The sequence below is a fragment of the Telluria sp. B2 genome (assembly GCF_051789535.1).
Taxonomy (GTDB): domain Bacteria; phylum Pseudomonadota; class Gammaproteobacteria; order Burkholderiales; family Burkholderiaceae_D; genus Telluria.
Map to the genome: position 1 here is coordinate 4,212,471 of NZ_CP196525.1, position 25,104 is coordinate 4,237,574.

Genomic DNA, 25,104 nt, shown 5'->3' on the forward strand with positions numbered 1-25,104 from the left:
TCAGCTGCCGGGCTGGCGGCTGACCGGCTCCAGCCGCGCCTCGGCAGCCGCGGGCCGCGCGGCGGCGGCCGGGGTGGCGCCGGCCGGCGCATGCACCGCCTCGCGCGAGGATGTGTCGCGCATGCCCGCGATCTGCGGCGCCGACACCGACATCCATCCGGTTGCCGGCAGCAGCGGCACCAGCAGCAGCGCCACGATGTTGATGATCTTGATGAGCGGGTTCACCGCGGGGCCGGCCGTGTCCTTGTAGGGGTCGCCCACAGTGTCTCCCGTCACCGCCGCCTTGTGGGTCTCGGAGCCCTTGCCGCCGTAGTTGCCGTCCTCGATGTATTTCTTGGCGTTGTCCCAGGCACCGCCGCCGGTGGTCATGGAGATGGCCACGAACAGGCCGGTAATGATGGTGCCCATCAACATGCCGCCGAGCGCCGCCGGCCCGAGCAGCATGCCGACCAGGATCGGCACCGCCACCGGCAGCAGCGAGGGCAGTACCATTTCGCGGATCGCCGAGGCGGTCAGCATGTCGACCGCCTTGTCATACTCGGGCTTGCCGGTGCCGGCCATGATGCCGACAATGTCGCGGAACTGGCGCCGCACCTCGACCACGACCGCGCCGGCGGCGCGCCCCACCGCTTCCATCGCCATCGCCCCGAACAGGTAGGGAATCAGGCCGCCGATGAAGAGGCCGACGATCACCATCGGGTTCGACAGCTCGAACACCACCGATTTGCCGACCGAATCGAGCGCGTGGGTGTAGTCGGCGAACAGCACCAGGGCGGCCAGGCCGGCCGAGCCGATCGCATAGCCCTTGGTCACGGCCTTGGTGGTATTGCCCACCGCGTCGAGCGGATCGGTGATGGCGCGCACCGATTCGGGCATGCCGCTCATCTCGGCGATGCCGCCGGCGTTGTCGGTGATCGGCCCGTAGGCGTCGAGCGCCACGATGATGCCGGCCATCGACAGCATGGAGGTGGCGGCGACCGCGATCCCGTACAGTCCGCCCAGCTGGAAGGCGACCAGGATCGCGATGCACACCACCAGCACCGGGTAGGCGGTCGACTTCATCGACACCCCCAGGCCGGCGATGATGTTGGTGCCGTGGCCGGTGGTCGAGGCTTCGGCGATGTGGCGCACCGGCTTGAAGTCGGTGCCGGTGTAGTACTCGGTGATGTAGACCATCAGCCCGGTCAGCACGATGCCGACCACTGCGCAGCCGAGCATGCTGCCGCGCATGGCCGTGTCGTCCCAGACCATCCAGGTCACGACGGCAAAGCCGAGCAGCGACAGGCAGGCGGCCCACCACAGGCCGGTGTAGAGCGCCGACATGATCTTGCGTCCGGGCCGGGCGCGCACCATGGCGCAGCCGATGATCGAGCCGATGATCGACACCCCGCCCAGCAGCAGCGGATAGAGCACCGCGTCGCCGGCGCTGGCGTCGATCATCAGCGCGCCCAGCAGCATGGTGGCGATCAGGGTCACGACGTAGGTCTCGAACAGGTCGGCCGCCATGCCCGCGCAGTCGCCGACGTTGTCGCCCACGTTGTCGGCGATGACGGCCGGGTTGCGCGGATCGTCCTCGGGAATGCCGGCCTCGACCTTGCCGACCAGGTCGGCGCCGACGTCGGCGCCCTTGGTGAAGATGCCGCCGCCCAGGCGCGCGAAGATGGAAATGAGCGAGGCGCCGAAGGCCAGGCCGATCAGCGGCTTGATCACGTCATGGCGCGACAGGGCGCCGTCGCCGTTGGCGCTGAGCGCCCAGTAGAACAGCGTGACGCCGAGCAGGCCCAGGCCGACCACCAGCATGCCGGTGATGGCGCCGCCCTTGAAGGCGACGTCGAGCGCCTCGTTCATGCCCTTGCTTGCCGCCTGGGCGGTGCGCACGTTGGCGCGCACCGAGACGTTCATGCCGATGAAGCCGCAGGCGCCGGACAGCACCGCGCCGGCCAGGAAGCCGATGGCGGTCCAGGCGCCAAGGAGGAAGTAGATGGCAACGAGCAGCACCAGGCCGACGATGCCGATGGTGCGGTACTGGCGTCCCAGGTAGGCGGCGGCGCCTTCCTGGATCGCGAGCGAGATTTCCTGCATGCGGGCGTTGCCGGCGTCCTGGCGCAGGATCCAGGCGCGGGCCCACAGCCCGTAGATGACCGCGATGACACCACACGCCACGGCAAACGTGATCAGGTTTGCTGCCATATCGTCCCCTTAGTTTTTGATCAAGTAACACCACACATTGAAAGAATGCTCACCTCTTCGGCGAAGCAGTCTGCCTCACTGCGTACTGCAATCCTTTGATTCAAACCATTGGTGCGCCCGAGCGCGTGAAAAAGGCTCCATGGCGGCGTTGCGGCGTCTCGCCGTACTTGCGTACTGTCTTCGACGCCGCGCCTTGCCCTGAAGCCTTTCTCACGCGCTCGGGGGATGGCATACGATTGTCACCCCCGAAAAAAAAAGCGGACGTTGCCGTCCGCTTCAGTCTTACTCGGAGAGCGCCGCGAAGGCTGCGTCTCTTACCTGTTCGACCGGTCCCACGCCCGAGATCTTGCGATACTTGGGGGCGCCGGGCAGGCCCGACTGGGCCCACTTGTTGTAGTAGCCGAGCAGCACTTCGGTCTGGTTGTGGTAGACCGCGAGGCGCTTCTTGACCGTTTCTTCCTTGTCGTCGTCGCGCTGGACGAGCGGCTCGCCGGTGATGTCGTCGATGTCGGCGACCTTCGGCGGGTTGAACTTGGTGTGGTAGACGCGGCCCGATGCCGGATGGCTGCGGCGGCCGCTCATGCGCTCGACGATCAGTTCGTCGGGCACGTCGATCTCGAGCACGTAGTCGACATTGATGCCGTTGTCCTTCATGGCGTCGGCCTGGGCGATGGTGCGCGGGAAGCCGTCGAACAGGTAGCCGTTGGCGCAATCGGCTTCCTGCAGGCGGTTCTTCACGAGACCGATCATGATGTCGTCCGAGACCAGCCCGCCCGCGTCCATTACTTTTTTCGCCGCCAGGCCCAGCTCGGTGCCGGCCTTGATCGCAGCACGCAGCATGTCGCCGGTGGAGATCTGGGGGATGTTATATTTTTCCTTGATGAAGTTAGCCTGGGTGCCTTTGCCGGCGCCCGGCGCTCCTAACAAAATGAGACGCATGAAGAATTCCTAAGACGGATGTTGATAACTATTATTGTGTTGGCAAACAATCGGGATTGATGCATATCTGACTAGCTTGATACGAAACTTACCATAAAAGTCAGCGTAAACGCCAATCCCGGCGGGTACCGCTGGGGCCGAATGCCTGATTTTTTTGATGTGTCGCAGACGGTCCGCGAATCAATTGCTGCAAAGATCAAGACGCAAAGTGCAGACGCACCCGCGCCAGGTCCTCCGGCGTGTCGACGCCGGCTTGGGGCGCGCTGTCGGTAACGTGAACCGCGATCGGATAACCGTGCCAGAGCACACGCAACTGTTCCAGCGCCTCGACCTGTTCCAGGGGCGCTACCTCGAGGGTCGGATAGGCCTGCAGGAAGGCATTGCTGTAGGCGTAGAGGCCGATGTGGCGCAGCGGCGCATAGCCCGCGGGCAGCGCCTCGCGCGAGGCGGCGAAACCGTCCCGGTGCCAGGGAATGGTGGCGCGCGAAAAATACAGCGCCCGCCCCTGCCGGTCGAGCACGACCTTCACCACGTTCGGATTGAATACGTCGGCGACATCGTCCAGCGGATGGGCGCAGGTGGCCATCGGCACCCCCGCCTCGATCCGTCCGGCGCAGGCGGCCAGCAGGGCCGGGTCGATCAGGGGCTCGTCGCCCTGCAGGTTGACCACGACCTCATCCGGACCGAGCCCGAGCGCGCGCGCCACTTCGGCAATGCGGTCGGTGCCGGACGGGTGGTCGGCGCGCGTCATGACGGCCTCGACCCCATGCGCGGCGCAGGCCGCCATGATGTCGGCATGGTCGGTGGCGACCACGATGCGCACGGCACCCGATTCGCGGGCGCGCTCGGCGACGCGCACGACCATGGGTTTGCCGCCGAGGTCGGCCAACGGCTTGTTCGGCAGGCGGGTCGAGGCGAGGCGCGCCGGGATGATGACAGTGAAGGTCATGCCGATGCTCAGAGCGCCTCGATCTTGCGTGCCTGGTCGGCCCACATGATCGGGATACCGTCGCGGATCGGGTATGCCAGGCGGTCCGGGCGGCAGGTCAGTTCCTGCGCCTTCTTATCGTATTCGAGCGGGCCCTTGCACAGCGGGCAGACCAGGATATCAAGCAGTCGAGCGTCCACGACATTTCTCCACAATTTGTTCGGCCAGCGCGGCATCGATGCGCGCCGTGACCGGGACGACCCACAGGCGTGGATCGTGCTTCAGGTTTTCAAGTTGCCCACATTTTACTGCATCCTTCTCGGTGATCAGGATGACATCGGCGTCCACCGCCGCAAACGGGTCTTCGCGGAAGTCGTAATGGTCAGGCAGGGCCAGCTCCGCGAAGGAGAGGCCCGCTCCGCGCAGCATGGCGAAAAAGCGGCCCGGATTGCCGATCCCGGCCGCGGCCAGGATGCGCCGCCCGGCGAAATCCGCGAGCGGCGTGCGCTCGCCCGGGTCGCGCAGGCGCTCGGCCATGTCGCCCGCCAGCTGCATGCGGAAGGGCTGGCCACCGACCGCGCGCGCCAGCTGCGGCGTGAGCTCGGGCGCATTGACGACCGTGAAATCGCGCCGGCGCGAAGGCGGCTCGCGCAGGGGACCGGCCGGCAGCAGCCAGCCATTGCCGACGCCGCGGCCGTCAAACAGGATCACCTCCACGTCGCGCGCCAGGGCGTAATGCTGCAAGCCGTCGTCGGTGATGAGGACATCGACGTCCGGGTGGGCCGCCAGGAGCGCCCTGCCCGCCTCGAAACGCTTACGGCCGACGAATACCGGAACGCGGGTGCGGCGCGCGATCAGGAGCGGCTCGTCGCCGACAGCGCGCGTATCCGAGTCAAGCGTCACCGCACGGGGGATTTCTCCCTCGCTGCCGTGGCCGCGCGAAATCACGCCGGGACGCAGCCCCGCCCGCAGCAGGGCCTCGGCCAGCCAGATGGTGAGCGGCGTCTTGCCGGTACCGCCAATAAAGATATTGCCGACCACGATGACCGGCACCGGCAAGCGCCCGGACTTCAGGACGCCGGCACGGAACAGGGCGGCGCGCAGCGCGGCCAGGGCGCGAAACAGCAGCGACAGCGGCCACAGCGCACAGGCCAGCGGGCCGCGGCGCAGCCAGGCGCGGGTCAGGGTCGATTCGAGGGAATTGTTCTTGGACATAAAAAGACGATAGCACGGCGGACGCGTTCGCCCGCCGTGCCATCGGAATACCAACTCAATGTTGAAACCTACTGGTTCACGCTTACTTCTTGCCGCCGGTCTGGGCCGCGAAGGTCAGCTTGTCGTAGCCGGCCAGGCGCGCCGCCTCCAGCACGTTGATGACCATCTGGTGCATCGCGAACTGGTCGGCATTGACGATGACGACCGGGTCGGGCACCGGCTGGCCGTTCGGGCCGGAACGGGCCGCGGCCTTCAGGTCGTCGGCCAGGCCCGCCACGCCATGGAAGGACACCGGCGTGTTGTTCACCGTGTAGTTACCCTTGGCGTCGATGGTGACGTTGATCTCGAAAGGCTTGTCCGCTGCCTTCTCGGCATCGGCCGTCGGCAGCGTGATCTGCAGCTCGGTGAACTTGCTGTAGGTGGTCGACACCATCAGGAAGATGAGCACGACCAGCAGCACGTCGATGAAGGGGATCAGGTTGATCTCCGGATCCTCGCGCTTGCGGCCGCGGCGGAAGTCCATCATTTGCGGTCACCGTGGACGACATCGACGAACTTCACGGCCTGCAGTTCCATGTCGATAATGAAGCTGTCGACCAGGGCCCGGAAGTGGCGGTAGAACACCAGCGCCGGCATCGCGATCGCCAGGCCGAAACCGGTGTTATACAGTGCCACCGAAATGCCATGCGCGAGCTGGGCGGGGTTGGCGCCGGCCGCATTCTGCGAACCGAAGATCTCGATCATGCCGACCACGGTGCCGAACAGGCCCATCAGCGGCGCCAGCGAGGCAATGGTGCCGAGCGTGGTGAGAAAACGCTCCAGCACGTGGGCAACGCCGCGGCCGGCCTCCTCGATCGACTCCTTCATGACGTCGCGCGGGGCGTCGACGTTGCGCAGCGCGGCGGCCAGCACGGCGCCCAGCGGCGAATTGGCTTCCAGCGTGTTGACAATCTCGGGCGTGACCTTCTTGTTGCGGTACACATTGATGACTTCCCCCAGCAACTGCTTGGGAAGAATCTTCTCACGGCGCAGGTAAATCAGGCGTTCGATGATCAGGGCCAGGGCAATGATCGAGGCAATCAGCAATGGCCAGATGGGCCAGCCTGCGGCTTGGAGAATGGCGAGCAAGTGAACTCCTGACAGAATAGTAACGAATTCGGCAATGTAACAAGTTGCCGTCACTGCGGCAAGTGCAGTTCTGCACAAGTTCTGTGGATAAAATTGTGCGCAAGGACTCATCCATGTGGCAAGCATGTTGATTCATAAGGGAATTTTTCCTTTGCGCAAGAAAGCAGCACGGCAGGCAAACTGTGTCAGACGCGGCTTTTCCAGCTCAATGTTCCGTATCGCCGCTGCACTTGCAAACAGTTTCTGTGGATAAAAATGTGCGCAAGGACCCTGATTGAAAGCTAAGCCCTTGATTTAACGAACAAATATTTTTGTGCCGAAGAATGTGGCACCGGCGTGCATCATGCTTTCCCTCTAGCCCAGCACTTTTCCCCACAATTTTTGTGGACAAAATTGTGAGCAAGCGCATTGACTCGCATCAACATCATTGATTTAAAAGGAAAAAATGTCGCTGCAAAGAAAGTAGGCACCCTCGCTTGTCCACATCGCCCCCAGCCGCCCTGGAATTGCCGGAGGATGGACCAGGCAAGCCCGGTGGCAGCCTGGAGACTATGCACACTTTCTGTGGAAAAGAATGTGAGCAAGGCCCCCTTATGGAAAACAAGCCCTTGATTTCATTACGATTATTCAGTCCGCCTGCTTTTTGAGCAAGCTCAACATTATGCACATCAAAATGCCATATCGCTCAGTTTGCTTAGCCAGGGCGGCAGGCCTGGGGCCGGGAAATTCGCTCATGCACGACTTCACCTGGCGGCACTATGATTGCCGCCGAGCCGGGCAGTCCCGGGCGGCGCTGGCGGCACCTGTTCAGGCGCATGGGGGCTTCTTCACATTTTCTGTGGACAAAATTGTGAGGAAGCGCCTTGCGCTAACACAAGAGCGTTGATTTTAAAAAGAAAAATCCTCATGCACGAATTTTTGGCAGGGCGGTTTCTTTCCCTGTTCCCTCCCCGATTGCGCTTCTCCGCAGCGGGTTTTCACTACAACCTGTGCCGACGAGCCTGGGCTGGGCCTGAACTCTTCACACAAACTGTGGAAAAAGATGTGCGCAAGGCCAGTGCATAACCCCTAAGCCATTGATTTAACACAATATAGTTGTGCATGCCCGGAATTTCGGCAGGTGAACAAGCTTACTGCCGAGTTCCTCACATTTTTTGTGGATAACATTGTGCCCAAGTGTACCCTGCACTCTTTAAGTCTTTGATTTAAAACAAATCACCCTACCCTGCCCGCAAAAAAGGCGCGGCAATTCGATTCAAAAAACCCTTGTCGGACCTGGATGAATGTGCCATAAGCTTCATCGCTTATGCATCAGGATTTCAACCATGCTCAACGATAACGATCCCGACACCGCCTACGCCGCACCACCCGTGCTCTCCGTCACCGCGCTGAACCAACAGGTCGCGCGCCTGCTCGAGCGCTCCTTCCCGCTGGTATGGATCGGTGGCGAAATCTCGAACTTCACCCGCGCCAGCTCGGGCCACTGGTATTTCACGCTGAAGGACGACGCGGCCCAGGTGCGCTCGGTGATGTTTCGCAGCCGTGCGCAGTACGCGGGCTTCATCCCGCGCGAAGGCGACAAGGTCGAGGTGCGCGCGCTGGTGACCCTGTATGGCGCGCGCGGCGACTACCAGATCAATGTCGAGGCGATCCGCCGCGCCGGCGTCGGCCAGCTCTACGAGGCCTTCTTGCGCCTGAAGGAAAAGCTGGCCAGCCAGGGCCTGTTCGACCAGGAGCGCAAGCGCCCCCTGCCGCTGTTCACGCGCAGCATCGGCATCGTCACCAGCCCGCAGGCGGCGGCCTTGCGCGACGTGCTCACGGCGCTCCGGCGCCGCGCGCCGCATGTGAACATCGTGCTGTATCCGGCGCCCGTACAGGGCCAGTTTGCCGCCGACAAGATCGCGGAAGCCATCACGACGGCATCGCGGCGCGCCGAGGTCGACGTGCTGCTGGTCTGCCGCGGCGGCGGCTCGATCGAAGACCTGTGGTGTTTCAACGAGGAGTGCGTGGCGCGCGCCATCGCCGCCTGCAGCATTCCCGTCATTTCCGGTGTCGGCCACGAGACCGACGTCACGATTGCCGACTTCGCCGCCGACATGCGCGCCGCCACCCCGACCGCTGCGGCGGAACTGGCCGCGACGCCGCGCGAAGACTGGATGGCCTCGCTGTCGGCCGACGCGCTCGACCTGCGGCGCGCCATGCGGCGCCAGCTGTCCGAGGCCAACCAGGGCCTGGACAACCTCAGCCGCCGCCTGCTCAGCCCGACGGCCCAGATCGCCCACCAGCGCCTCAAGCTGCGCGCCATGGCGGCTTCGCTCACCCATGCGCTGCGGATACCCATCAACCGCGGCGGCGTGACCCTGGCCCAGCTGCAGCAGCGCTGGGCGCGCCACCGGCCGGACCTGCGCACCCTGCGTGCCCAGATCATGTCCGAGCAGCGCCACCTGAACGCCAGCGTGTGCAGCCAGGTCAAACAGCGGCGCGACGCATTGAGCGCGCTGGCGGCCCAGCTCGAGCTGCTCAATCCGCAGCGTACGCTCGAGCGCGGCTATGCCATCGTCAGCAATGCCAAGGGCCAGGCGCTGCGCTCGCCGGACCAGATCCGGGCGCGCACGGCGCTGACAGTGCGCCTGGCCGAGGGCAGCGCCGAGGTACGGGTGTCAAGCGTACAGTCCGTGCTGGAATGACAAGCTTGGCAAACCGGGTAGACGAACAACTACGCAGCAAACATGCAACGTCCGCCCATCCGGTTTAGAATATGCCGTTTCGGAAGAATCACTTCGTTTCCAACCAATCAAGGAATAAGACATGGAACATACTCTGCCGCCGCTGCCGTACGCCAAAGACGCACTCCAGCCACACATCTCCGCCGAGACGCTGGAATACCACTACGGCAAGCATCACCAGGCCTACGTGACGAACCTGAACAACCTGATCAAGGGTACCGAGTTCGAAAACATGTCGCTGGAAGAGATCGTCAAGAAATCCTCGGGCGGCGTCTTCAACAACTCGGCCCAGGTGTGGAACCACACCTTCTTCTGGAACTGCATGAGCCCGAACGGCGGCGGTGCCCCGACCGGCAAGGTCGCTGACGCCATCAACGCCAAGTGGGGTTCGTTCGACAAGTTCAAGGAAGAGTTCACCAAGTCGGCAGTCGGCAACTTCGGTTCGGGCTGGACCTGGCTGGTGCAGAAGGCCGACGGCGGCGTCGACATCGTCAACACCTCGAACGCCCACACCCCGCTGGCGTCGGACGACAAGGCCCTGCTGACCTGCGACGTCTGGGAACACGCCTACTACATCGACTACCGCAACGCCCGCGCCAAGTTCGTGGAAGCGTTCTGGAACCTGGTCAACTGGGAATTCGTGAACCAGAACATGGCTTGATGCCGGCGCTTCGTTCCGGCTGAACGCCGGAACACTCCGCCATAACGGCCCGCTTTCCAGCGGGCCGTTTCTTTTATATCCCTCCGCGTTCCTCCGCATTGCAGGCCAACAGGCCCTCCCTGCCTTCCCCGCGCTTGCGCCACCACCCAGCCCCGCCTCTCTTCGGCGTTGGCAGGCAACAGTGCTTAATGAAATAGTTGAGCCAAGACAACAAACAATGACGATGCGTTACAGCAGTGTGAAATCCGGCGTTTAATGGTCGTGGCAATTTCCCAACGTAAACCGCAACGCTCTTTGACGACGGAGAACCCGTGACTATCCAAAAGTGATGTTGGCTTCAAGCATGGCCGTGCTCGCCATGACGCTGGTGGGCTGCGCCGCGCCCGGCATGCAAGGCAAGGAAGTTTTGTCCACCGACCAGACCTACCCGGCCATCGGCCCCTATTCCCAGATGATCGGCCACGGCAAGCTGATCTGGTTCTCCGGCGTCATTGCCCTGAACCGGGAAGGCACGGCGCTGCAAGGCACGACGACCGAGGAGCAGACCCGCGCGACGCTCGAGAACATCAAGCTGCAGCTCCACTCGCAGGGCCTGGATTTCGTCGACGTCGTGAGCGCCACCGTCTACATGAAGGACCTGAACGATTTCGCGGCCATGAACCGCGTCTACGCCGAGTACTTCAAGCAGGCCCCGCCGGTACGTTCGACGGTCGAGGTGGCGCGCATTCCACGCGACGCGAAGATCGAGATCGCCGTGGTCGCCGCGCGCCGCTGATTGAACGACACTGCAACAACACCAACAGGAGACCAGGATGCAGAATCGCATAGCGGAAGGTGCAGAAACGGGTTTGTCGACGGACATTGGCAGCGCTCCGGCGCACTGGAACCGGAACCGGCGCGACTTCATGCGCATCATCGGCTCGGGCGCCCTGCTGGCCACGCTCGGGCCACTGGCAGGCTGCAGCAGCGGCAACGCAAGCAGCCGCATCGACGAATTGCGCCAGCAGTTGCTGGCCGACGAAGGCTTCTGGGCCCAAATGAACGCGATGTTCCCGCTGAATCCGGCCAAGCGTTTCATGAACGTCGGCACCGCCGGCTCCATGCCGACGCTGGCGCTGGACTTGTTCGACACCGAGAACCGCGCCAAGGCGGCCGAGTGCCTGAGCGGCTACACCAACCTGCTGGCCGAGCGCACCGAGGTTGCGCCCGGCTTCGGCGTCGATCCCGACGAACTGGCCTTCTCGGCCAACACCTCGTCCGGCATGTGCCATGCCATCCTCGGCCTGCAATGGAGCCCGGGCGACGTCGTCGTCACCACCAATCACGAGCATCCGGGCGGCGACGTGCCGCTGGCGATCGCGGCGGCGCGCTACGGCATCGAGATTTCGCGCGTGGCCCTGCCGGTCGGCAATAACCAGACCGCCGCACTGTATGCGACGCTGTTCGACAGCCGGATCCGCGAGCTGCGCACCCAGGGCAAGCGGGTGCGCGCGATGATGTTCTCGGCGCCCACCTACAAGACCGGCACCATGCTGCCGATCGCCGAACTGATGGAGATCGCCAAGCTGCACGGGCTGATCAGCATCGTCGACGGCGCTCACCTGCCGGGGATGATGGCCTACGACTACGCCCAGCTCGGCATGGACTTCATGTCGGGCGCCGGCCACAAGTGGCAATGCGGCCCCGGCTCGACCGGCATCCTGGTCGTGCGCAACAAGATCCGCGCCTCGAATCCGCTGCCCCTGCCGAACTGGTACCCGATCCATACCAGCAGCTGGACGCCGCGCGAACGCACCACGAACGGCACCGCGACCTACGACATCGGCTCGGTCATCACCTCCTGCGGCAGCCTGCATACGCCGATGTTCCACGCCCTGGTGTCGAGCTGCAAGCTGTGGGACCAGGTCGGCCGCAAGAAGATCGAGACCTACGACCTGGCCCTGTCGGCCTACCTGAAGGAACGCATCGCGGAAAACTGGGGCGTCGACCGCCTGTACTCGCCGAAGGACGACCCGAAACTGGTTTCGGCCTTGACCTCGTTCAACCCCTTCATGAATGCGGGCGACGTCATGAACAGCACCAAGTCGGGCCAGTTCGTGGCGCGCATGCTGAGCGACGACAGCCCGGGCTTCGTGATCCGCAACGTCAACGTCCCGGTGATCGGCGCACCGAGCGACCACTACGTCATCCGGATCTCCACCCACCTGTGGACCAGCGTGTCCGACGTCGACCGCCTGATCGAAGCAATGTGGGACCTGAGCCGGAAAATGGGCTGAGCGCGCCGCTGCCCGGTCCAAAGCCGCCGCGTGCGGCTTTTTTGTTGCCGGTTCGCGGTCCCGCCAGCCTTGAATTGTCCGGAAAATGTATTCATCTGTCCGCGCAATGTCATATTTATCCCGGCCGGCGATTGCTTCTATACAATATCGGGGGAGGAGAAAAGCATGTACCGAGTTTTGCTGGTCGAAGACGACGCCCGGTTGGCCGAGCTGGTGACCGAATACCTGTCCGCATACGAATTTGCCGTCGAGCTGGTCACGCGCGGCGACCAGGCGCTGGCGCGCTTCCAGGCGAGCCAGCCCGACATCGTCGTGCTCGACCTGATGCTGCCGGGCCTGGACGGCATGGTGGTCTGCCGCAAGATCCGCGAGCTGTCCGAGGTGCCGATCCTGATCCTGACCGCGCGCGAGGATTCCTACGACGAGGTGTCGGGGCTCGAGCAAGGCGCGGACGACTTCGTCAACAAGCCGGTGCAGCCGCGCGTGCTGCTGGCGCGCCTGCGCGCCCTGCTGCGCCGCACCCAGCCCAGGGCCGCGCTGGAGACCGGCGAACTGGCGTTCGGCGCGCTGCGCATCGTCAGCGCCGACCGCACCGTATTCTGGCGCGACAGGCTCTGCGTACTGAGCAATACCGAATACAAGCTGCTGCTGGTGCTGGCCGAAGCGGCCGGCCGCGTGCTCTCGCGCGACGAACTGCTGAAGAAGATGCGCGGCATCGAGTTCGACGGACTGGACCGCAGCATCGACAACTGCATCTCCAAACTGCGCCGCAAGTTCGACGATACCCGCTCGGAGAAGATCAAGACCGTGTGGGGCGAGGGTTACCTGTTCTCGCCGTCGGCGTGGAATTGATGCGCTGACGACCGCCGCCGGTCCTGCTGGCGCGTGCATGGAAACGTAGGGTGGGCGCCCCGTGCCCACCTGTTGGGCATACGGTGGCAAAACGGTGGCCACGGAGCGTCCACCGCACCTTATATATCACTCGAACAAGGGTACGATCGCCAGCGGCAGGTTGGCGCTGATCACCTGCGCCTGCGCGGCGCCGGCGAAGCGGTAGACCACGGTCGGGAAGCCGTCATCGGCGTCGCCCTGGAAGGCCGCGCCGCTCACCAGCGGCAGGGGCTGGTCGGCGGCGTCCGTGCGGTGCAGGCGCACGGCGATGCCCGCGCTGCGCTTGGCGAACACGAAGCGCACGCCGCCGCACTGGCGCGCACGCAGGGAGGCGTCGACGTAGCGCGCGAAGCCGAGGGCTTGCTCGCAGGCCGTGCGCAGCTCGGCCTCGTCGTAGATCCCGTCCGCCTGCGGCAGGAGGGAAACGCGCGGGCGCACCACGAAGGCGCCAATCCTGCGGTCCAGGACCAGGGCGGCGTTCTCGTCATAGGCGGCCTTGAGCAGCGGGAAGCTGGTGCGGCCGAGCGGGTCGAGCGGCAGCTTGACCTGGGTCGCCTTGCCCGCCAGCGTGAGCTGCACGCCTTCGAGCGACACCTCCGGGACCAGCGGCGCCACCTGCAGGTGGCTCTGGATGTGGTTCTTCGGCCCGCCGTATTTCTCGAACACGACCATGGCACGGTAGGCGTCGCGGTAACTGGCCCACTCGGCAGCAGACGCCGGCGCCGAAGCGCCCAGGGCGCAGAGCAGCAGGACGTGACTTGCGATGAGGTGTCGGACCATGGGCGTCAATCAGAACCGGTAGGCGATGGCGGTGGAAACCGTCAGGTTGGTCGGCCGCTCGACGAGCGGGCTGAGGCGGGCGTCGCCCGCCAGGCGCGTCACCTGAACTTGCGAAGTCAGCATCCAGGACGGCGAGAACGCCCAGTTCCAGCGCGCGCCGACGTGCCCGTCCTTCAGGCCGCCGCCGGCGCGGTACACCGGATTGCCGCTGCGCACGGAGTCGAACGTGCCGACGCCGAAAAAGGCATTGTTGTAGGCCCCGTTGGCGACGCTCAGGCCGGCCGCGAGCGACACCCGATGGTGCGCGCCGAGCTGCATCGCGAGGCGCTGCACGCCCAGGTCCAGGCGTGCGCCGTCGCGCTCGTTGCCGGCGCCGTACAGCAGGCTGCTGGTGAGACGCCAGTCGGGCGTCAGGTAGTAGTTCAGGAAAGCCCCGCCCAGCAGGCGGGTGTGGACAGGCTCCATGCCGACGAGCCTGTTCCCGCCCGGCTCCACCTGCGGCAGCGCCACCATGGAGTAGCGTGCGCTGCCGACGCCGTCGATCCCGCCGCCGGCGCCGCCCTCGTCGCGGCGGCGCTGCAACTGGACCAGGGGACCGTATTCGAGGCGCGGGTCGCGGGCCAGGTGCATGCCGGCGCTCATTCCGGAGACAAACACGCCATTGCTCCATTGCACCTGCAGCACTGGCAAGGCATGGCGCTCGCTGTGCCGCGCCCCTTCGTAGCGCGGGGCCGAGACGAGGCCGAGCCCGGCATACATGTCGCGGCTGCCATCCGGCATCGGATTCGTGGCCGGGGTCTGGGCGGAGGCGCCGCTCGATACGACAGCAAGCGCCAGGGCGAGAAGCTTGTTCATGGTGGGAGCAAAGGATGGACGTGCCGGTATTTTACGTTGAGGCAAGCCTTATCCGATATATCCTTACAGCATGGTTCTCGACAATCGGCAGCGCCATGGCCGTGACCACGCGCCGCCACCCGGGCTCGGGATGGCCACGCGCCGGATGGCGGCGACCGGAATAAAAAAACCCACCGACACTCGCGTATCGAGTGGGCAAACGGAAAACCTGAATCCTGGTTATCTTATCCGTTAGGCAATTTCCAATCTCCCCGGAGATGTCGGCCATTTGTCGTGAATTTGTAAGCACCGATTTGTCGGCACCGCTGTGTAAGCACCACCAGCGTCCTTGCTCCTATACAATGGCGTTAGGAGAAAAACAATGTGTCGAAGGTTGCTGGGTAACTGTCAGTGTTGCGGGGGAAGCGGGTGAACCGGATCTTCTTCCGCTTTTTCATGCTGGTGATGTTGTCGATCACGGCTGCGACCTTCGTCATTTACTTTGCCATGAGCCGCCTGTTCGGCGATCCGCTCGACGACATCGCGCGGCGCCAGGCCGCGGCGCAGATCTTCCTGATCGAGCAATACGTCGACGAAGCCCCGACCGACGAATGGCTGGTGCGCCTGAACCGGGTGCGCGAAGTCTCCGACACCCGCTTCGACCTGGTCAGCCTGCAGGCTGCGCGCGCCGCCCTGCCCGGCGCCAGCCTGGCCGCGCTGGAACGCGGCGAGGTCGTGCTCGACGTCGACAACAAGGCCTTCTACCGCCGGGTCGACCTCAGCGGCGAGCGCTACATCGGCAGCGACGAGGAAGTCATCCACGCCCGCGACCTGCCGATCGACATCAACCTGGCCCTCAAGATGGAAGCGGTGCGCTACGTGATCGTCGCGCTGGCGCTGCTGCTGCCGATCGCGCTGTGGTCGCGTTCGCACTGGCAGGGCCTGCAGCGGCTTTCGCGCGTGGCCGACGAGTTCGGCGCCGGGCGGCTGTCGGCGCGGGCGCGCATGCCGCGCTCGGCCAGCATCTATCCGCTGGCCGAACGGATCGACCACATGGCCGACCGCATCGAGGAACTGCTGGTGGCGCAGAAGAACCTGCTGCATTCGGTGTCGCACGAACTGCGCACCCCGATCGCCCGCCTGGAGTTCGCGCTCGAACTGCTGGACACGAAGGCGGACAACCCCGCCCTGCGTCCGCGCATCGCCGCGATGGAAGGCGATCTGCGCGAGCTGAACGCGCTGGTCAATGAACTGCTGGGCATGGCGCGCCTGGGCAGCGAGCAGGCGCTGCAGCGCGAGAGCGTGGATGTGGCGGACCTGCTGCGCGCGACCGTGGCCGCCCTGCCGCCCGGCGCCCAGGCGCTCGCTGTCGAGGCCGGCGAGGACCTGGGCACGCTCGAGGCCGATTCGCGCCTGCTGGGACGGGCGCTGTCGAACCTGTTGAGGAATGCGCAGAAGTACGCGGCGGCATCGATCCGGCTGTCGGCGCGGCGCGATGGCAGGCAGCTCATCCTCGTCGTCGAGGACGACGGGCCGGGCATCCCCGAGGACGAGCGCGACCGCATCTTCGAGCCCTTCTACCGGCTCGACCGCAGCCGCGACCGGACGACCGGCGGCTTCGGCCTCGGCCTGTCGATCGCGCGCAAGGCGGTGCTGCTGCACGGCGGAACGATTACAGTGGAAAAATCGGGGCTGGGCGGCGCGTGCTTCGTGATCGCGCTGCCGGCCTGATACGAAACCGGATAAAAATTACTACGGAATCGTAGGGTGGGCGCCCCGTGCCCACCGTGTGTCGCCGATGTGATCACAATTCGCCACGGCGGGAATTGTGCAATGGTGGGCACTGGGCGCCCACCCTACGGTTCGACGGCCAGGCCGCGAAGCCTTACTTGCGCTCGGGCTTGACGTGGGTGAAGCCGTACCACAGGTGTTCCCACCAGTGGTCGCGCGATTTCACGGTGTAGAGGCAGGCCTTGTCGACGCCGCCCTTGAACACCGGGTCCGGACATTTGTTGCTGATCAGCGCGTAACGCTGGTTCTCCGCATTGACGAGCGCAATGCAGAGCCAGATCACGAGGCCGGCCAGGATAACGACAAGAGACCAGGCAATGTGGTTCACATTGCTGGTCTCGAACAGGTCCTCTTCCCGCGGGCGCGAGCCCTCGTACATCTCGAGGACCTTGCGTTCCGTATCACTCATTTCGACTTGGCTGCCTTTGCAACAAGCGCGTCCATGACCTGGAAGCTCGCCTGCAGGATCTGGTTACGGTCGTTGATCTTCAGCTTCTCCGCCACCTGGCCCGGCGAGGTCTGGTATTTGCCGTCGATGATGATCGTCGGCGTACCGCTCACCTGGTAGGTGTTGGTGACCTGCGGCAGGCGGCGCAGCTTGGTCATGACGCTGAACGAGTTCCAGGTTTCGAGGAACTTGGCGCGGTCGATGCCGTTCTTCGAGACCCAGTCGATGATCTGCTCGTCCTTCATCAGGCGCACACGCTGCACGTGCACGGCATGGAAGATCTTGCTGTGCATTTCGTTGAGCTTGCCCATCGCCTCGAGCGTCAGGTACAGGTGCGCTTCCGGATCGTTCGGACCCTGGAAAGGCAGGTGCACGCGGCGCAGGACGATGTTGTCACCCTGCTTTTTGACCCATTCGTTCAGGCCAGGTTCCAGCGAGAAGCAGGCCGGGCAGTGATAGGCGAAGAATTCGATGACTTCGACTTTCTTGCCGGTGGTCTGGACCGGTTGCGGCGCCGCCAGCGTCACGTACTCGACGCCGTTCTGCGGATTGGTGGGCGAAGCGAAAGCGGTGCTGGCGACCAGGCTGGCGGCGATCAGGGCTAAACGCAGGGAGCGGCGCATAAATATCCTTCTTGTCTGGAGTTGAAGAAAACGACCGCGAGATTACCACTTTTTTGCGCGGCCCTCCGGGAAAGCCGCGCTTTTTTGCATTTGCTTACCGCTGTAACGCGCCTTGTAACGACACTTGGCGGACACGCAGACGACACTCAGCGGCGCCGTGCGCGCGCCTCTTCCAGGCGCTGGCACAGCGCGGCGGCCCCATCGACGATGCGCGGGCCCGGCCGGGTGAGCAGTTCCTCGTCCAGCGTGAACAGGTTGTGGCGGCGCACCGCCGTCATGCCACGGTAGGGCTGCCAGATCGACAGGCCACGGTCCTGCGGCGTGTACAGCTTGCCGCCGACGATGGCTTCCGGGTCCGCCTGCACCACGGCCTCGACGCTGACCTGGGGCGCGATCGTCTTCAGGCCGGCAAAGATGTTCGTCCCGCCGCACAGGCGGATCGCGTCGCTGGCGATCTGCTCGCCGTTGAGGGTGTAGAGCGGGTTGTCCCAGGCTTGGTAGAACACGGTCACGGGCGGGCGCTGGCCGTAGCGCGCGCGCAGCGCGGCCAGTTTCGCCCGGTACTGGGCGGCGGCGGCCTGTGCGGCCTGCTCGGTGCCGAGCAACTGGCCGAAACGCAGCAAACTGGTCGCCACCTCGTCGAGCTTGCGCGGCTCGCTGTGGAAGACCGGCAAGCCCAGGCTTTGCAGCTGGGCGATCTGGCGCGCCGTGTTCCCGCTCTGCCAGACGATCAGGAGGTCCGGCTTCATCGCGATTACGCGCTCGAGGTCGATCTGGCTGTTCGAGCCGATCAGCGGGATGCTGCGCGCCGCCGCCGGGTAGTCGCTGTAGTTCATGGCGCCGACGATGCGCGCGCCGCCGCCGGCTGCGAACAGCAGCTCGGTCACGTGCGGCGCCATCGAGATCACGCGCTGGGCCGGGCGCGCCAGCGTGACGCGGCGGCCGGCGTCGTCGACCACGGTGATGGCCGCCCCGGCGGCGCAGGTCGACAACAGCAGCAGTGCGGGAAGCAGGAGACGAAGAAGCGCTCTCATGGGGTTCTCCGGACAGGAACGAGGGTCGCGCCATGGCGCGGCGCGTCGGGCAGGAAGACGGTGCGGCTGCCGTGGGCGATGGCTGCGATCGGGTGGCCCAGGCAGGCGCTGAGCAGGTCGGGGCGCATCACCTCGGCCGTCGTCCCGGCATGCCAGCTACCGTCGCCGTTCAGGAGCAGCGCATGGGTGGCGCCGCTCCAGGCCAGGTTCAGGTCGTGGCCGACGCTCACCACCGTCCTGCCCTCCTCGCGGCACAGGCGCGCCATCAGTTCGGTCACCGCGACCTGGTGCGCCAGGTCGAGGGCATTGGCCGGTTCGTCCAGCAGCAGCAGCGGCGTGTCCTGGGCCAGCAGCGCGGCGATCGCCACCCGCTGGCGCTCGCCGCCCGACAGGGTACGCACGTCGCGCTGGGCCAGGTGCAGCACGTCGAGCGTGCGCAGCGCGCTTTCGGCGGCGGCATGGTCGTCGCTGCCTTCCCAGTAGCGGTCGGCGTGGTAGGGGTGGCGCGCCATCAGCACGGTCTCGATGACGCGGTAGGCAAAGGCGTCGCCGCGCGACTGCGCGAGGTAGGCCCGCTGGCGCGCCAGGGCCGGCAGGGTCCAGGCGGCCAGGGGCTTGCCGTCCAGGACGACGCTGCCCGCGTCCGGCGTGCGCAGCCCGGCCACGGTGCGCAGCAGCGTGCTCTTGCCGGCGCCGTTCGGGCCGATCACGCACCAGCTCTCGCCGGCGCCGACGCGCCAGTTCAGGCCTTCCAGGAGGACGCGGGCGTCCGCGCGCAGGGTCAGGTCGTGGGTGGAAATCATCGGCGGCGCAGGTGCAGTTGGTGAAGCTGGAACAGGAAGACGGGCACGCCGATCAGCGAGGTCAGCACGCCGACCGGCAGCTGCTGCGGCGCCAGTACGGTGCGCGCCAGCGTATCGGCCAGCACGAGGAAGCTGCCGCCCACGAGGGTGGCAGCGGGTAACAATATCCGATGGTCCGGGCCGAAGGCATAGCGGCAGGCGTGCGGCACGACCAGCCCGACGAAGCCGATGCTGCCGCCGGTGGTGACGGCGCAGGCGGTCAGCAGCCCCGAACAGAGGAAGAGGAAGCGGCGCTCGAAGGCGACATCGACGCCCAGCGCCACGGCGGCGTCGGCATGCAGGGCCATGACGTTCAGGGCGCGGGCGCGGCGCATGGCCAGCAGCAGGGCCGCTGCCAGCACCAGCCAGGGCAGCAGGCGCCAGCCGGCGCCGGCCAGGTCGCCGATCATCCAGAACACCATGCCGCGCAGGCGCGACTCGGGCGCCACCGACAGCATCAGGGTGACCAGCGCCATGCAGGCCGAGGCCAGCACCACGCCGGTGAGCAGCAGCACGCCGGACTCGCCGGTGCGCACCGCCGCCCGCCCTCCTCCCAGGTCGCGCCGCGCCAGCAGGTAGAGCAGCAGCGAGATCCCGACCGCACCGCCGAAGGCGCCGAGGTCGACCGCCCACAAGGCCGCGCCGAACAGCAGCGCAGCCAGGGCCCCGACCGCGGCGCCGGCCGACACGCCCAGCACGTAGGGGTCGGCCAGTGGATTGCGTACCAGGGCCTGCATCATGACGCCGGCCAGCGCCAGCGCGGCGCCGGTGGCGAAGGCGCTGCTGGCGCGGCCCAGGCGCAGGTCGAGCAGGGTTGCCGCCATGCCCTCGGGCGCGCCGGCCAGCAGGCTGGCCAGCGCCCGCGGCAGTTCGGCCGGCGGCACGGCGACCGAGCCCGCCAGGCCCGCCCCGGCAAGCGCGAGCAGCGCGAGCCCGGCCAGCAAGACCAGAGTCGCACGTTGACGCGAGGGCGAGGCGGCGGGCAAGGCGTTCACGGCATCAGAAGTCGTAGCGTGCCGAAAGCTTCAGCTGGCGGCCGTCGCTCGGGTAGATGCCGCCGCGGCAGGCGAAGGCGTTGCTGAAGTACTGGCGGTCGGCCAGGTTCAGGCCGGCGACCGCGAATTCCCAGTTGCCCACCTTGCGCGCATAGCGTGCGTCGACCGTGGTATACGACGGGATGCGCGCACCGCAGGTGTTGGAGAAGTCGCTGCCGTAGCGCTGGCTCGACACGTACTGCACGCCGATGTCGGCGCTCTGGCCGTTCGACGGTATCCACGCCAGGCGCGCGGTGACGACGTTCTTCGGCACCAGCACCATCTCGCGGCCGGCGTTCGGGCCGTCCGTGAATTCGGCCTGCACATGCTGCCACTGGCCGGTGACGCGCCAGTCGCGCGCGAATTCCAGCTGGCCTTCGACTTCCACGCCCTGGCGGCGGGTCGGATCCAGGTTGGTGTTGGCGCCGTAGCCGCCGAACAGGGTCGGATCGTAGAAGATCTCGTTCTTCAGGCGGTGGCGGAACACGCGCGCGGCGATGCGGCGTTCCTCGCTGCCGGCGCTCACGCCCAGCTCGAGGTCGGTTGACGTCTGCACGTCGAGCAGCGCGCTGGACGAGCGGTAGCCGTTGTCGTCGGCGTTCGGGATGCGGTAGCTCTGCCCTGCCTTGGCGTGCACGGTGATGCCCGCCACCGGGTCGACGCTGCCCTCGACGCTCCAGCCGTTCTGCGACTGCTCGCCGGCCGGCACGCCCAGGCTGGTATTGCCCTCGTCCTTCTCGAAGCGCTCATGGCGCGCGCCCAGGGCCAGGCGGGCGTTGTAGGCGCCGGCAAAGCGCATCTCGTCGCGCAGGTAGAGCGCCTTCGAATCCTGGCTGGCATCGGAACCGAAACTGGTGCTGCGCTCCCAGCGGATCAGGTCGACGCCGGCCACGACTTCGTTGAGCATGCCGTCCCAGCGCGCGATCTGGCGCAGGCGCGGCGAGAACTGGGTCTGGCGCGCGCGGTAGGTCGCCTCGGACAGGAAGCCGCCGAAGTCGTAGGCCGAGGTCACTTCGCGCTCGCGGTGCGACAGCTCGGCCGCCAGTTCGACGCTGCCGATGCGGTGCTCGGCCGACAGGGCGACACGGTCGCTGGCCAGGGTGCCGAAGTCGTCCGGCTTGAAGGTCTGGCGCGGATTGGCTTCGAACTGCTCCAGGCTCAGCGCGCCCGGGAAGCGCATGTCCTGGCGCGCGCTTTCCACGCGCAGGCCCAGGCGGCTGCCGTCGGCCGCCCATTGGACGCCGCCGCTGATGGTCTTCTGGCGGAATTCGTTGTTCTCGCGGTAGTTGTCGGTGCCCTGCTTGGCGGCGGCCAGGTCGAAGGACAGCGGGCCCTCGCCGTGGCGCACCGAAGCGCGCGCGTCGTACTGGTCGAAGCGTCCGCCTTCCAGGCTCAGCGAGCCGTGGTAGCCGGCTTGCGCGCCGCGCTTGGTGATGATGTTGATGACGCCGCCGGTCGCGCCTTCGCCGTACAGCACGCTGCTGCCGCCGCGCGTGATCTCGATGCGCTCGACGGTGTCGACCGGGATCGAGGACAGCACGGCGCCGGCCTGTTCGTTCTCGTTCATGCGCACGCCGTCGACCAGGATCACCAGGTTCTGGCTGCTGTTCGAACCGAAGCCGCGCAGGTCGAGCGCGAAGTCGGGCGAACCGTCCAGGCTCTGGCGGCCGTAGACGCCGCCGACCTTGCGGATCGCGGCGTTCACGTCGGTGGCGCCGGCGCGGCGGATGTCGTCCGCCGTGATCACGGTGGCGCCGATCGGCGCCAGGGCCGCGTCGCTGGCGAAGCGCGCGCCGGTGACGTGGACGGTGGTCATGGCCTGCTCGGCGCTGGCGGCGCCGGCGAACAGGGAAAGGGAAACGGCACAGGCAAGCGCGAGCGGCTTGAACGCCGGCGCGCTGTTCGGGACAGCAAAAGTCATGTTGTGATTCTTTTGAAAAGTGTGCATCCGGTCTGCGTCCCCGCAAGCCGGATTCAACGAACGTTCCTCTGGGACGTCCACCTGTCCTGGCCGGTATCCGGGCTCGCAAGTCGGACCGCCTCACCTTCCTATGCATGGGCACAGTGGCATATCGAAGCGGCCTGTCGCCGGGGCGACGCTTGTTCACCGTTGCGGGGGCAGCACACCTTTGCCGTGCGCCGGAGGCGCAGCAAGCATCGTGTTTCCCGTTTAACTGCGCACGCAGATCGCGCGCGGGCACCAGAACAGGGAGGATTATATAACGGGCAAGGGCTGGGGTCATCCCGGGTGGTGGCCGCCAGGCCGCGTGGATGCGTGCAGTGAGACCGCGGCGAAGCTACCAGCCACGCCCGCATGCCGGATCGGCTACCATCGATCCCGTCGCCAACATGAAGGAGCCGCCATGTCCACCCGCCTGCCCACCTATTTCGTCTCCCACGGCGGCGGCCCCTGGCCCTGGCTGAAGCAGGAATACGGCCCGGCCTACGACAGGCTGGAAGCCTCGCTGGTCGACATCCCGCGCCAGCTCGGCGCGCGTCCGAAGGCGGTGCTGGTGGTGACCAGCCACTGGGAAGCGCCGCGTTTCATGGTCTCGTCCTCGGCGGCGCCGGGCATGATCTACGACTATGGCGGCTTTCCGCCCCACACCTACCAGGTGCGCTACCCCGCCCCGGGCGATCCGCACCTGGCCGCGCGCGTGGCGGCACTCCTGGAGGCGGCGGGCCACCCGGCCGGGCTGGACGCCGAACGCGGCTTCGACCACGGCACCTTCTCGATGCTGTACCCGGTCTATCCGGCGGCCGACATGCCGGTGGTGCAGTTGTCGCTGCGGCGCGACCTCGATCCGCTCGCCCACGTCGAGGCCGGGCGTGCGCTGGCGCCCCTGCGCGAGGAAGGCGTCCTGATCATCGGCAGCGGACTGTCCTTCCACAACCTGCGCCAGTTCGGGCCGGCCGGGCGGGAAGCCTCGCACGCCTTCGATGGCTGGCTGAACCGGACCTTGCTGGCGCTGGATCCGGCCGCGCGCACCGCCGCCCTGCTGCGCTGGAACGAGGCGCCCGCAAGCAGGGCCGCGCATCCGCGCGAGGAGCACCTGATTCCGCTGATGGTGGCGCTGGGGGCGGCCGAGCAGGAGGTGGCGGCCAACGTGTATCACGAGGATGCGTTCTTTGGCAGCCTGGCGGTGTCGAGTTTCAGGTTTGGGGAGGCGGCTTGACGAGCGAGCCGTTGGCTGATCCTGTGGATGCCGGGGTGGTATGCGGTGTGTGCGGCTAAGACACGGGCAGCGGACCGCTCAAGCTTTCGCGTGGGCACGGAGTGCCCCCCTACGGTTCAGGCCGCTGCCTTGCGATAGCGTCGGCGGATCAAGTGCCGCGCTTGCCGCGTGCGGCTTCTTCGGCCTTGGCGGCGGCCTTTTCGGCGGCGATGCGGGCCTTCTCGGCCATCTCGACTTCATGCGCGGCGATGCGTACGGCGCGGGTTTCCGGGGTTTCCAGGCTGATGCGGCCCAGGGCGCCGGTGCGGTAGTCGTGCAGCAGCACGTGGGCCGCCTTCTCGATGTCGTACTCGCCGCCGCGCACGCGGAAGCCCCGGCGCGAGGCGACGTTCTCGACCACCGCGATGCCGTCCATTCCCTCGGTCTTGAAGCCGTAGCGGGCAGTGAGCAGGTGCGGGTAGCGCTCGAGCAGCAGGTCGCCCAGGAAGAAGGCAACCTCTTCCTCGATCAGGGCGTTGGTGCCGATCGCGTGGCTGGCGGCCAGCATCATGCCGTCGCTGTCCATCTCGATCTTCGGCCACATCAGGCCCGGGGTGTCGACCAGCACCGTGTGCTTGTCGAGGTAGAGCTTCTGCTGGGTCTTGGTGACGGCCGGCTCGTCGCCGACTTTCGCCACGCGCTTTTTCAGCAGCGCGTTCATCAGGGTCGACTTGCCCACGTTCGGGATGCCCATGATCATGATGCGCAGCGGCTTGGTCGGCACGCCACGGTGCGGCGCCAGCGACAGCGCCAGCTGCGGGATGCGCGCGACATCGGCCGGCTTCTTGGTCGTCATCGGGTAGGCGGTCACGCCTTCCTGGGCGTCGTAGAAGGCTTTCCAGGCGGCGGTGGCGACCGGGTCGGCGAGGTCGATCTTGTTCAGGATCTTGAGGCAGGGACGCTGGCGGAACTTGCGCATCTTCTCGACCAGTGGATTGCGGCTCGCCTCCGGCAGGCGTGCGTCGAGCACCTCGATCACGAGATCGATGTTTTCCATCTGCTCCTCCGCCTGCTTCTTGGCGGAGTTCATGTGGCCCGGGAACCATTGTATCGACATGCTGTGCTTTCCAATTTCTTCTGACGAGGCGGTATTCTACGCTGACCGCCCCCGCGCCGTCGCGGCTAGATGTTGCAATGTTTCCACCGGGAATGAAAATGGCTTGATCCGTTGCAATAACGAATCATCCCCAGCTGGGCACCATGAGCCTACCGGCCACATCAAGCCGGGTCGAGGAGAACATCATGGGATTTGCGCGCAATGCGGAAGTGTGGATTTTCGGGGCCCTGATCGTACTGGGAGCGGCGGCCTGCCTGAGCGGTCCGGCCGAACGCGCCGCGCCGGCGCCGATGGCGCGCACGGTCGACAATGCCGTCGCCGAGGGCGAACTCGCGCAGCCCGTGATCGATCCGATGCAGCCGATGTACGTGGTGTATGTGGTCGGCAAGCGGCCGGGTCCGGCGGAGAAGCGCGCGGCGCGCAAGAACGGTGCGGGTTGAACGCCGCGCACGAGCAGGACGTAGGGTAGGCGGCGCAAACGGCAGGCCTCAG

At 66.0% G+C, this 25,104-nt stretch carries 24 protein-coding genes and 1 riboswitch; of the genes, 8 read left to right on the forward strand and 16 right to left on the reverse strand.

The window, feature by feature from the left end; translation table 11 throughout:
• The 7 genes from ACSUZJ_RS18655 to ACSUZJ_RS18685 all read right to left on the reverse strand — a co-directional run bounded on the left by ACSUZJ_RS18655 (position 1) and on the right by ACSUZJ_RS18685 (position 6,400).
• A complete protein-coding gene (locus ACSUZJ_RS18655) occupies positions 1-2,190 on the reverse strand; it encodes a sodium-translocating pyrophosphatase (RefSeq protein WP_499410647.1) in 2,190 nt (729 codons plus the stop codon).
• A 282-nt stretch (positions 2,191-2,472) separates the two neighbouring features.
• Complete coding sequence (gene adk / locus ACSUZJ_RS18660; protein ID WP_499410648.1) at positions 2,473-3,129, reverse strand: adenylate kinase; 657 nt, start codon at positions 3,127-3,129, stop codon at positions 2,473-2,475.
• Positions 3,130-3,325: 196 nt separating this feature from the next.
• Positions 3,326-4,078, reverse strand: a complete 753-nt coding sequence (kdsB, locus tag ACSUZJ_RS18665) for a 3-deoxy-manno-octulosonate cytidylyltransferase (RefSeq protein ID WP_499410649.1) — start codon at positions 4,076-4,078, stop codon at positions 3,326-3,328.
• A gap of 8 nt (positions 4,079-4,086) precedes the next feature.
• The gene (locus ACSUZJ_RS18670; protein WP_312550165.1) at positions 4,087-4,257 is read right to left on the reverse strand and encodes a Trm112 family protein; all 171 of its coding nucleotides are present in this window, start codon (positions 4,255-4,257) and stop codon (positions 4,087-4,089) included.
• On the reverse strand, positions 4,238-5,272 hold the full coding sequence (gene lpxK / locus ACSUZJ_RS18675; RefSeq protein ID WP_499410651.1) for a tetraacyldisaccharide 4'-kinase: 1,035 nt from the start codon (positions 5,270-5,272) through the stop codon (positions 4,238-4,240). The genes ACSUZJ_RS18670 and lpxK overlap by 20 nt, the downstream gene beginning before the upstream one ends.
• A gap of 82 nt (positions 5,273-5,354) precedes the next feature.
• Positions 5,355-5,795 carry an ExbD/TolR family protein gene (locus tag ACSUZJ_RS18680; RefSeq protein WP_499416597.1) on the reverse strand — a complete coding sequence of 147 codons (441 nt, stop codon included), beginning with the start codon at positions 5,793-5,795 and terminating at the stop codon, positions 5,355-5,357.
• Positions 5,795-6,400: a MotA/TolQ/ExbB proton channel family protein gene (locus ACSUZJ_RS18685; protein ID WP_499410653.1), complete on the reverse strand. Its 606-nt coding sequence runs from the start codon at positions 6,398-6,400 to the stop codon at positions 5,795-5,797. The genes ACSUZJ_RS18680 and ACSUZJ_RS18685 overlap by 1 nt, the downstream gene beginning before the upstream one ends.
• Positions 6,401-7,725: 1,325 nt before the next feature.
• On the opposite strand from ACSUZJ_RS18685, the gene xseA reads away from it, so the two are divergent.
• From xseA to ACSUZJ_RS18710, 5 genes are all read left to right on the forward strand, one after another.
• A complete protein-coding gene (gene xseA / locus ACSUZJ_RS18690; protein WP_499410654.1) occupies positions 7,726-9,087 on the forward strand; it encodes an exodeoxyribonuclease VII large subunit in 1,362 nt (453 codons plus the stop codon).
• Positions 9,088-9,208: 121 nt separating this feature from the next.
• Complete coding sequence (locus ACSUZJ_RS18695) at positions 9,209-9,787, forward strand: superoxide dismutase (RefSeq protein ID WP_312550169.1); 579 nt, start codon at positions 9,209-9,211, stop codon at positions 9,785-9,787.
• Positions 9,788-10,115: 328 nt separating this feature from the next.
• Complete coding sequence (locus ACSUZJ_RS18700; RefSeq protein ID WP_499410656.1) at positions 10,116-10,562, forward strand: Rid family detoxifying hydrolase; 447 nt, start codon at positions 10,116-10,118, stop codon at positions 10,560-10,562.
• 130 nt (positions 10,563-10,692) lie between these two features.
• On the forward strand, positions 10,693-12,063 hold the full coding sequence (locus tag ACSUZJ_RS18705; RefSeq protein ID WP_499416599.1) for an aminotransferase class V-fold PLP-dependent enzyme: 1,371 nt from the start codon (positions 10,693-10,695) through the stop codon (positions 12,061-12,063).
• Between the two features lie 165 nt (positions 12,064-12,228).
• Entirely contained in the window at positions 12,229-12,915 is a 687-nt protein-coding gene (locus ACSUZJ_RS18710) for a response regulator (protein WP_499410657.1), read from the forward strand.
• Between the two features lie 126 nt (positions 12,916-13,041).
• Here the strand turns inward: ACSUZJ_RS18710 and ACSUZJ_RS18715 are convergent, their stop codons facing one another.
• Together ACSUZJ_RS18715 and ACSUZJ_RS18720 are read right to left on the reverse strand one after the other, a co-directional pair.
• Positions 13,042-13,734 (reverse strand): hypothetical protein, encoded by a 693-nt coding sequence (locus tag ACSUZJ_RS18715; protein ID WP_499410659.1) that lies wholly within the window; start codon positions 13,732-13,734, stop codon positions 13,042-13,044.
• A 9-nt stretch (positions 13,735-13,743) separates the two neighbouring features.
• The gene (locus tag ACSUZJ_RS18720) at positions 13,744-14,589 is read right to left on the reverse strand and encodes a MipA/OmpV family protein (RefSeq protein WP_499410661.1); all 846 of its coding nucleotides are present in this window, start codon (positions 14,587-14,589) and stop codon (positions 13,744-13,746) included.
• A 408-nt stretch (positions 14,590-14,997) separates the two neighbouring features.
• Between ACSUZJ_RS18720 and ACSUZJ_RS18725 the strand changes: the two genes are divergently transcribed.
• Positions 14,998-16,299 carry an ATP-binding protein gene (locus tag ACSUZJ_RS18725; protein WP_499410663.1) on the forward strand — a complete coding sequence of 434 codons (1,302 nt, stop codon included), beginning with the start codon at positions 14,998-15,000 and terminating at the stop codon, positions 16,297-16,299.
• 154 nt (positions 16,300-16,453) lie between these two features.
• Here the strand turns inward: ACSUZJ_RS18725 and ACSUZJ_RS18730 are convergent, their stop codons facing one another.
• The 6 genes from ACSUZJ_RS18730 to ACSUZJ_RS18755 form a co-directional block, all read right to left on the reverse strand.
• On the reverse strand, positions 16,454-16,768 hold the full coding sequence (locus ACSUZJ_RS18730; RefSeq protein WP_499410665.1) for a hypothetical protein: 315 nt from the start codon (positions 16,766-16,768) through the stop codon (positions 16,454-16,456).
• On the reverse strand, positions 16,765-17,430 hold the full coding sequence (locus tag ACSUZJ_RS18735; RefSeq protein WP_499410667.1) for a thiol:disulfide interchange protein DsbA/DsbL: 666 nt from the start codon (positions 17,428-17,430) through the stop codon (positions 16,765-16,767). Before ACSUZJ_RS18735 ends, ACSUZJ_RS18730 begins: the two co-directional genes overlap by 4 nt.
• A 146-nt stretch (positions 17,431-17,576) precedes the next feature.
• Positions 17,577-18,464, reverse strand: a complete 888-nt coding sequence (locus ACSUZJ_RS18740) for a cobalamin-binding protein (protein WP_499410669.1) — start codon at positions 18,462-18,464, stop codon at positions 17,577-17,579.
• Complete coding sequence (locus ACSUZJ_RS18745) at positions 18,461-19,267, reverse strand: ABC transporter ATP-binding protein (protein ID WP_499410671.1); 807 nt, start codon at positions 19,265-19,267, stop codon at positions 18,461-18,463. The genes ACSUZJ_RS18740 and ACSUZJ_RS18745 overlap by 4 nt, the downstream gene beginning before the upstream one ends.
• The gene (locus tag ACSUZJ_RS18750; RefSeq protein ID WP_499410673.1) at positions 19,264-20,301 is read right to left on the reverse strand and encodes a FecCD family ABC transporter permease; all 1,038 of its coding nucleotides are present in this window, start codon (positions 20,299-20,301) and stop codon (positions 19,264-19,266) included. The genes ACSUZJ_RS18745 and ACSUZJ_RS18750 overlap by 4 nt, the downstream gene beginning before the upstream one ends.
• Before the next feature lie 4 nt (positions 20,302-20,305).
• The gene (locus ACSUZJ_RS18755) at positions 20,306-22,261 is read right to left on the reverse strand and encodes a TonB-dependent receptor family protein (RefSeq protein WP_499410675.1); all 1,956 of its coding nucleotides are present in this window, start codon (positions 22,259-22,261) and stop codon (positions 20,306-20,308) included.
• A 71-nt stretch (positions 22,262-22,332) separates the two neighbouring features.
• A riboswitch (cobalamin riboswitch) is annotated at positions 22,333-22,560 on the reverse strand.
• A 143-nt stretch (positions 22,561-22,703) separates the two neighbouring features.
• Between ACSUZJ_RS18755 and ACSUZJ_RS18760 the strand changes: the two genes are divergently transcribed.
• Entirely contained in the window at positions 22,704-23,516 is an 813-nt protein-coding gene (locus ACSUZJ_RS18760) for a DODA-type extradiol aromatic ring-opening family dioxygenase (RefSeq protein WP_499410677.1), read from the forward strand.
• A gap of 148 nt (positions 23,517-23,664) precedes the next feature.
• Here ACSUZJ_RS18760 and ylqF read toward each other — a convergent pair whose 3' ends face one another.
• On the reverse strand, positions 23,665-24,612 hold the full coding sequence (ylqF, locus tag ACSUZJ_RS18765) for a ribosome biogenesis GTPase YlqF (RefSeq protein ID WP_499410679.1): 948 nt from the start codon (positions 24,610-24,612) through the stop codon (positions 23,665-23,667).
• Between the two features lie 143 nt (positions 24,613-24,755).
• Between ylqF and ACSUZJ_RS18770 the strand changes: the two genes are divergently transcribed.
• Entirely contained in the window at positions 24,756-25,052 is a 297-nt protein-coding gene (locus tag ACSUZJ_RS18770; protein WP_499410681.1) for a hypothetical protein, read from the forward strand.
• Positions 25,053-25,104: the final 52 nt, after the last annotated feature.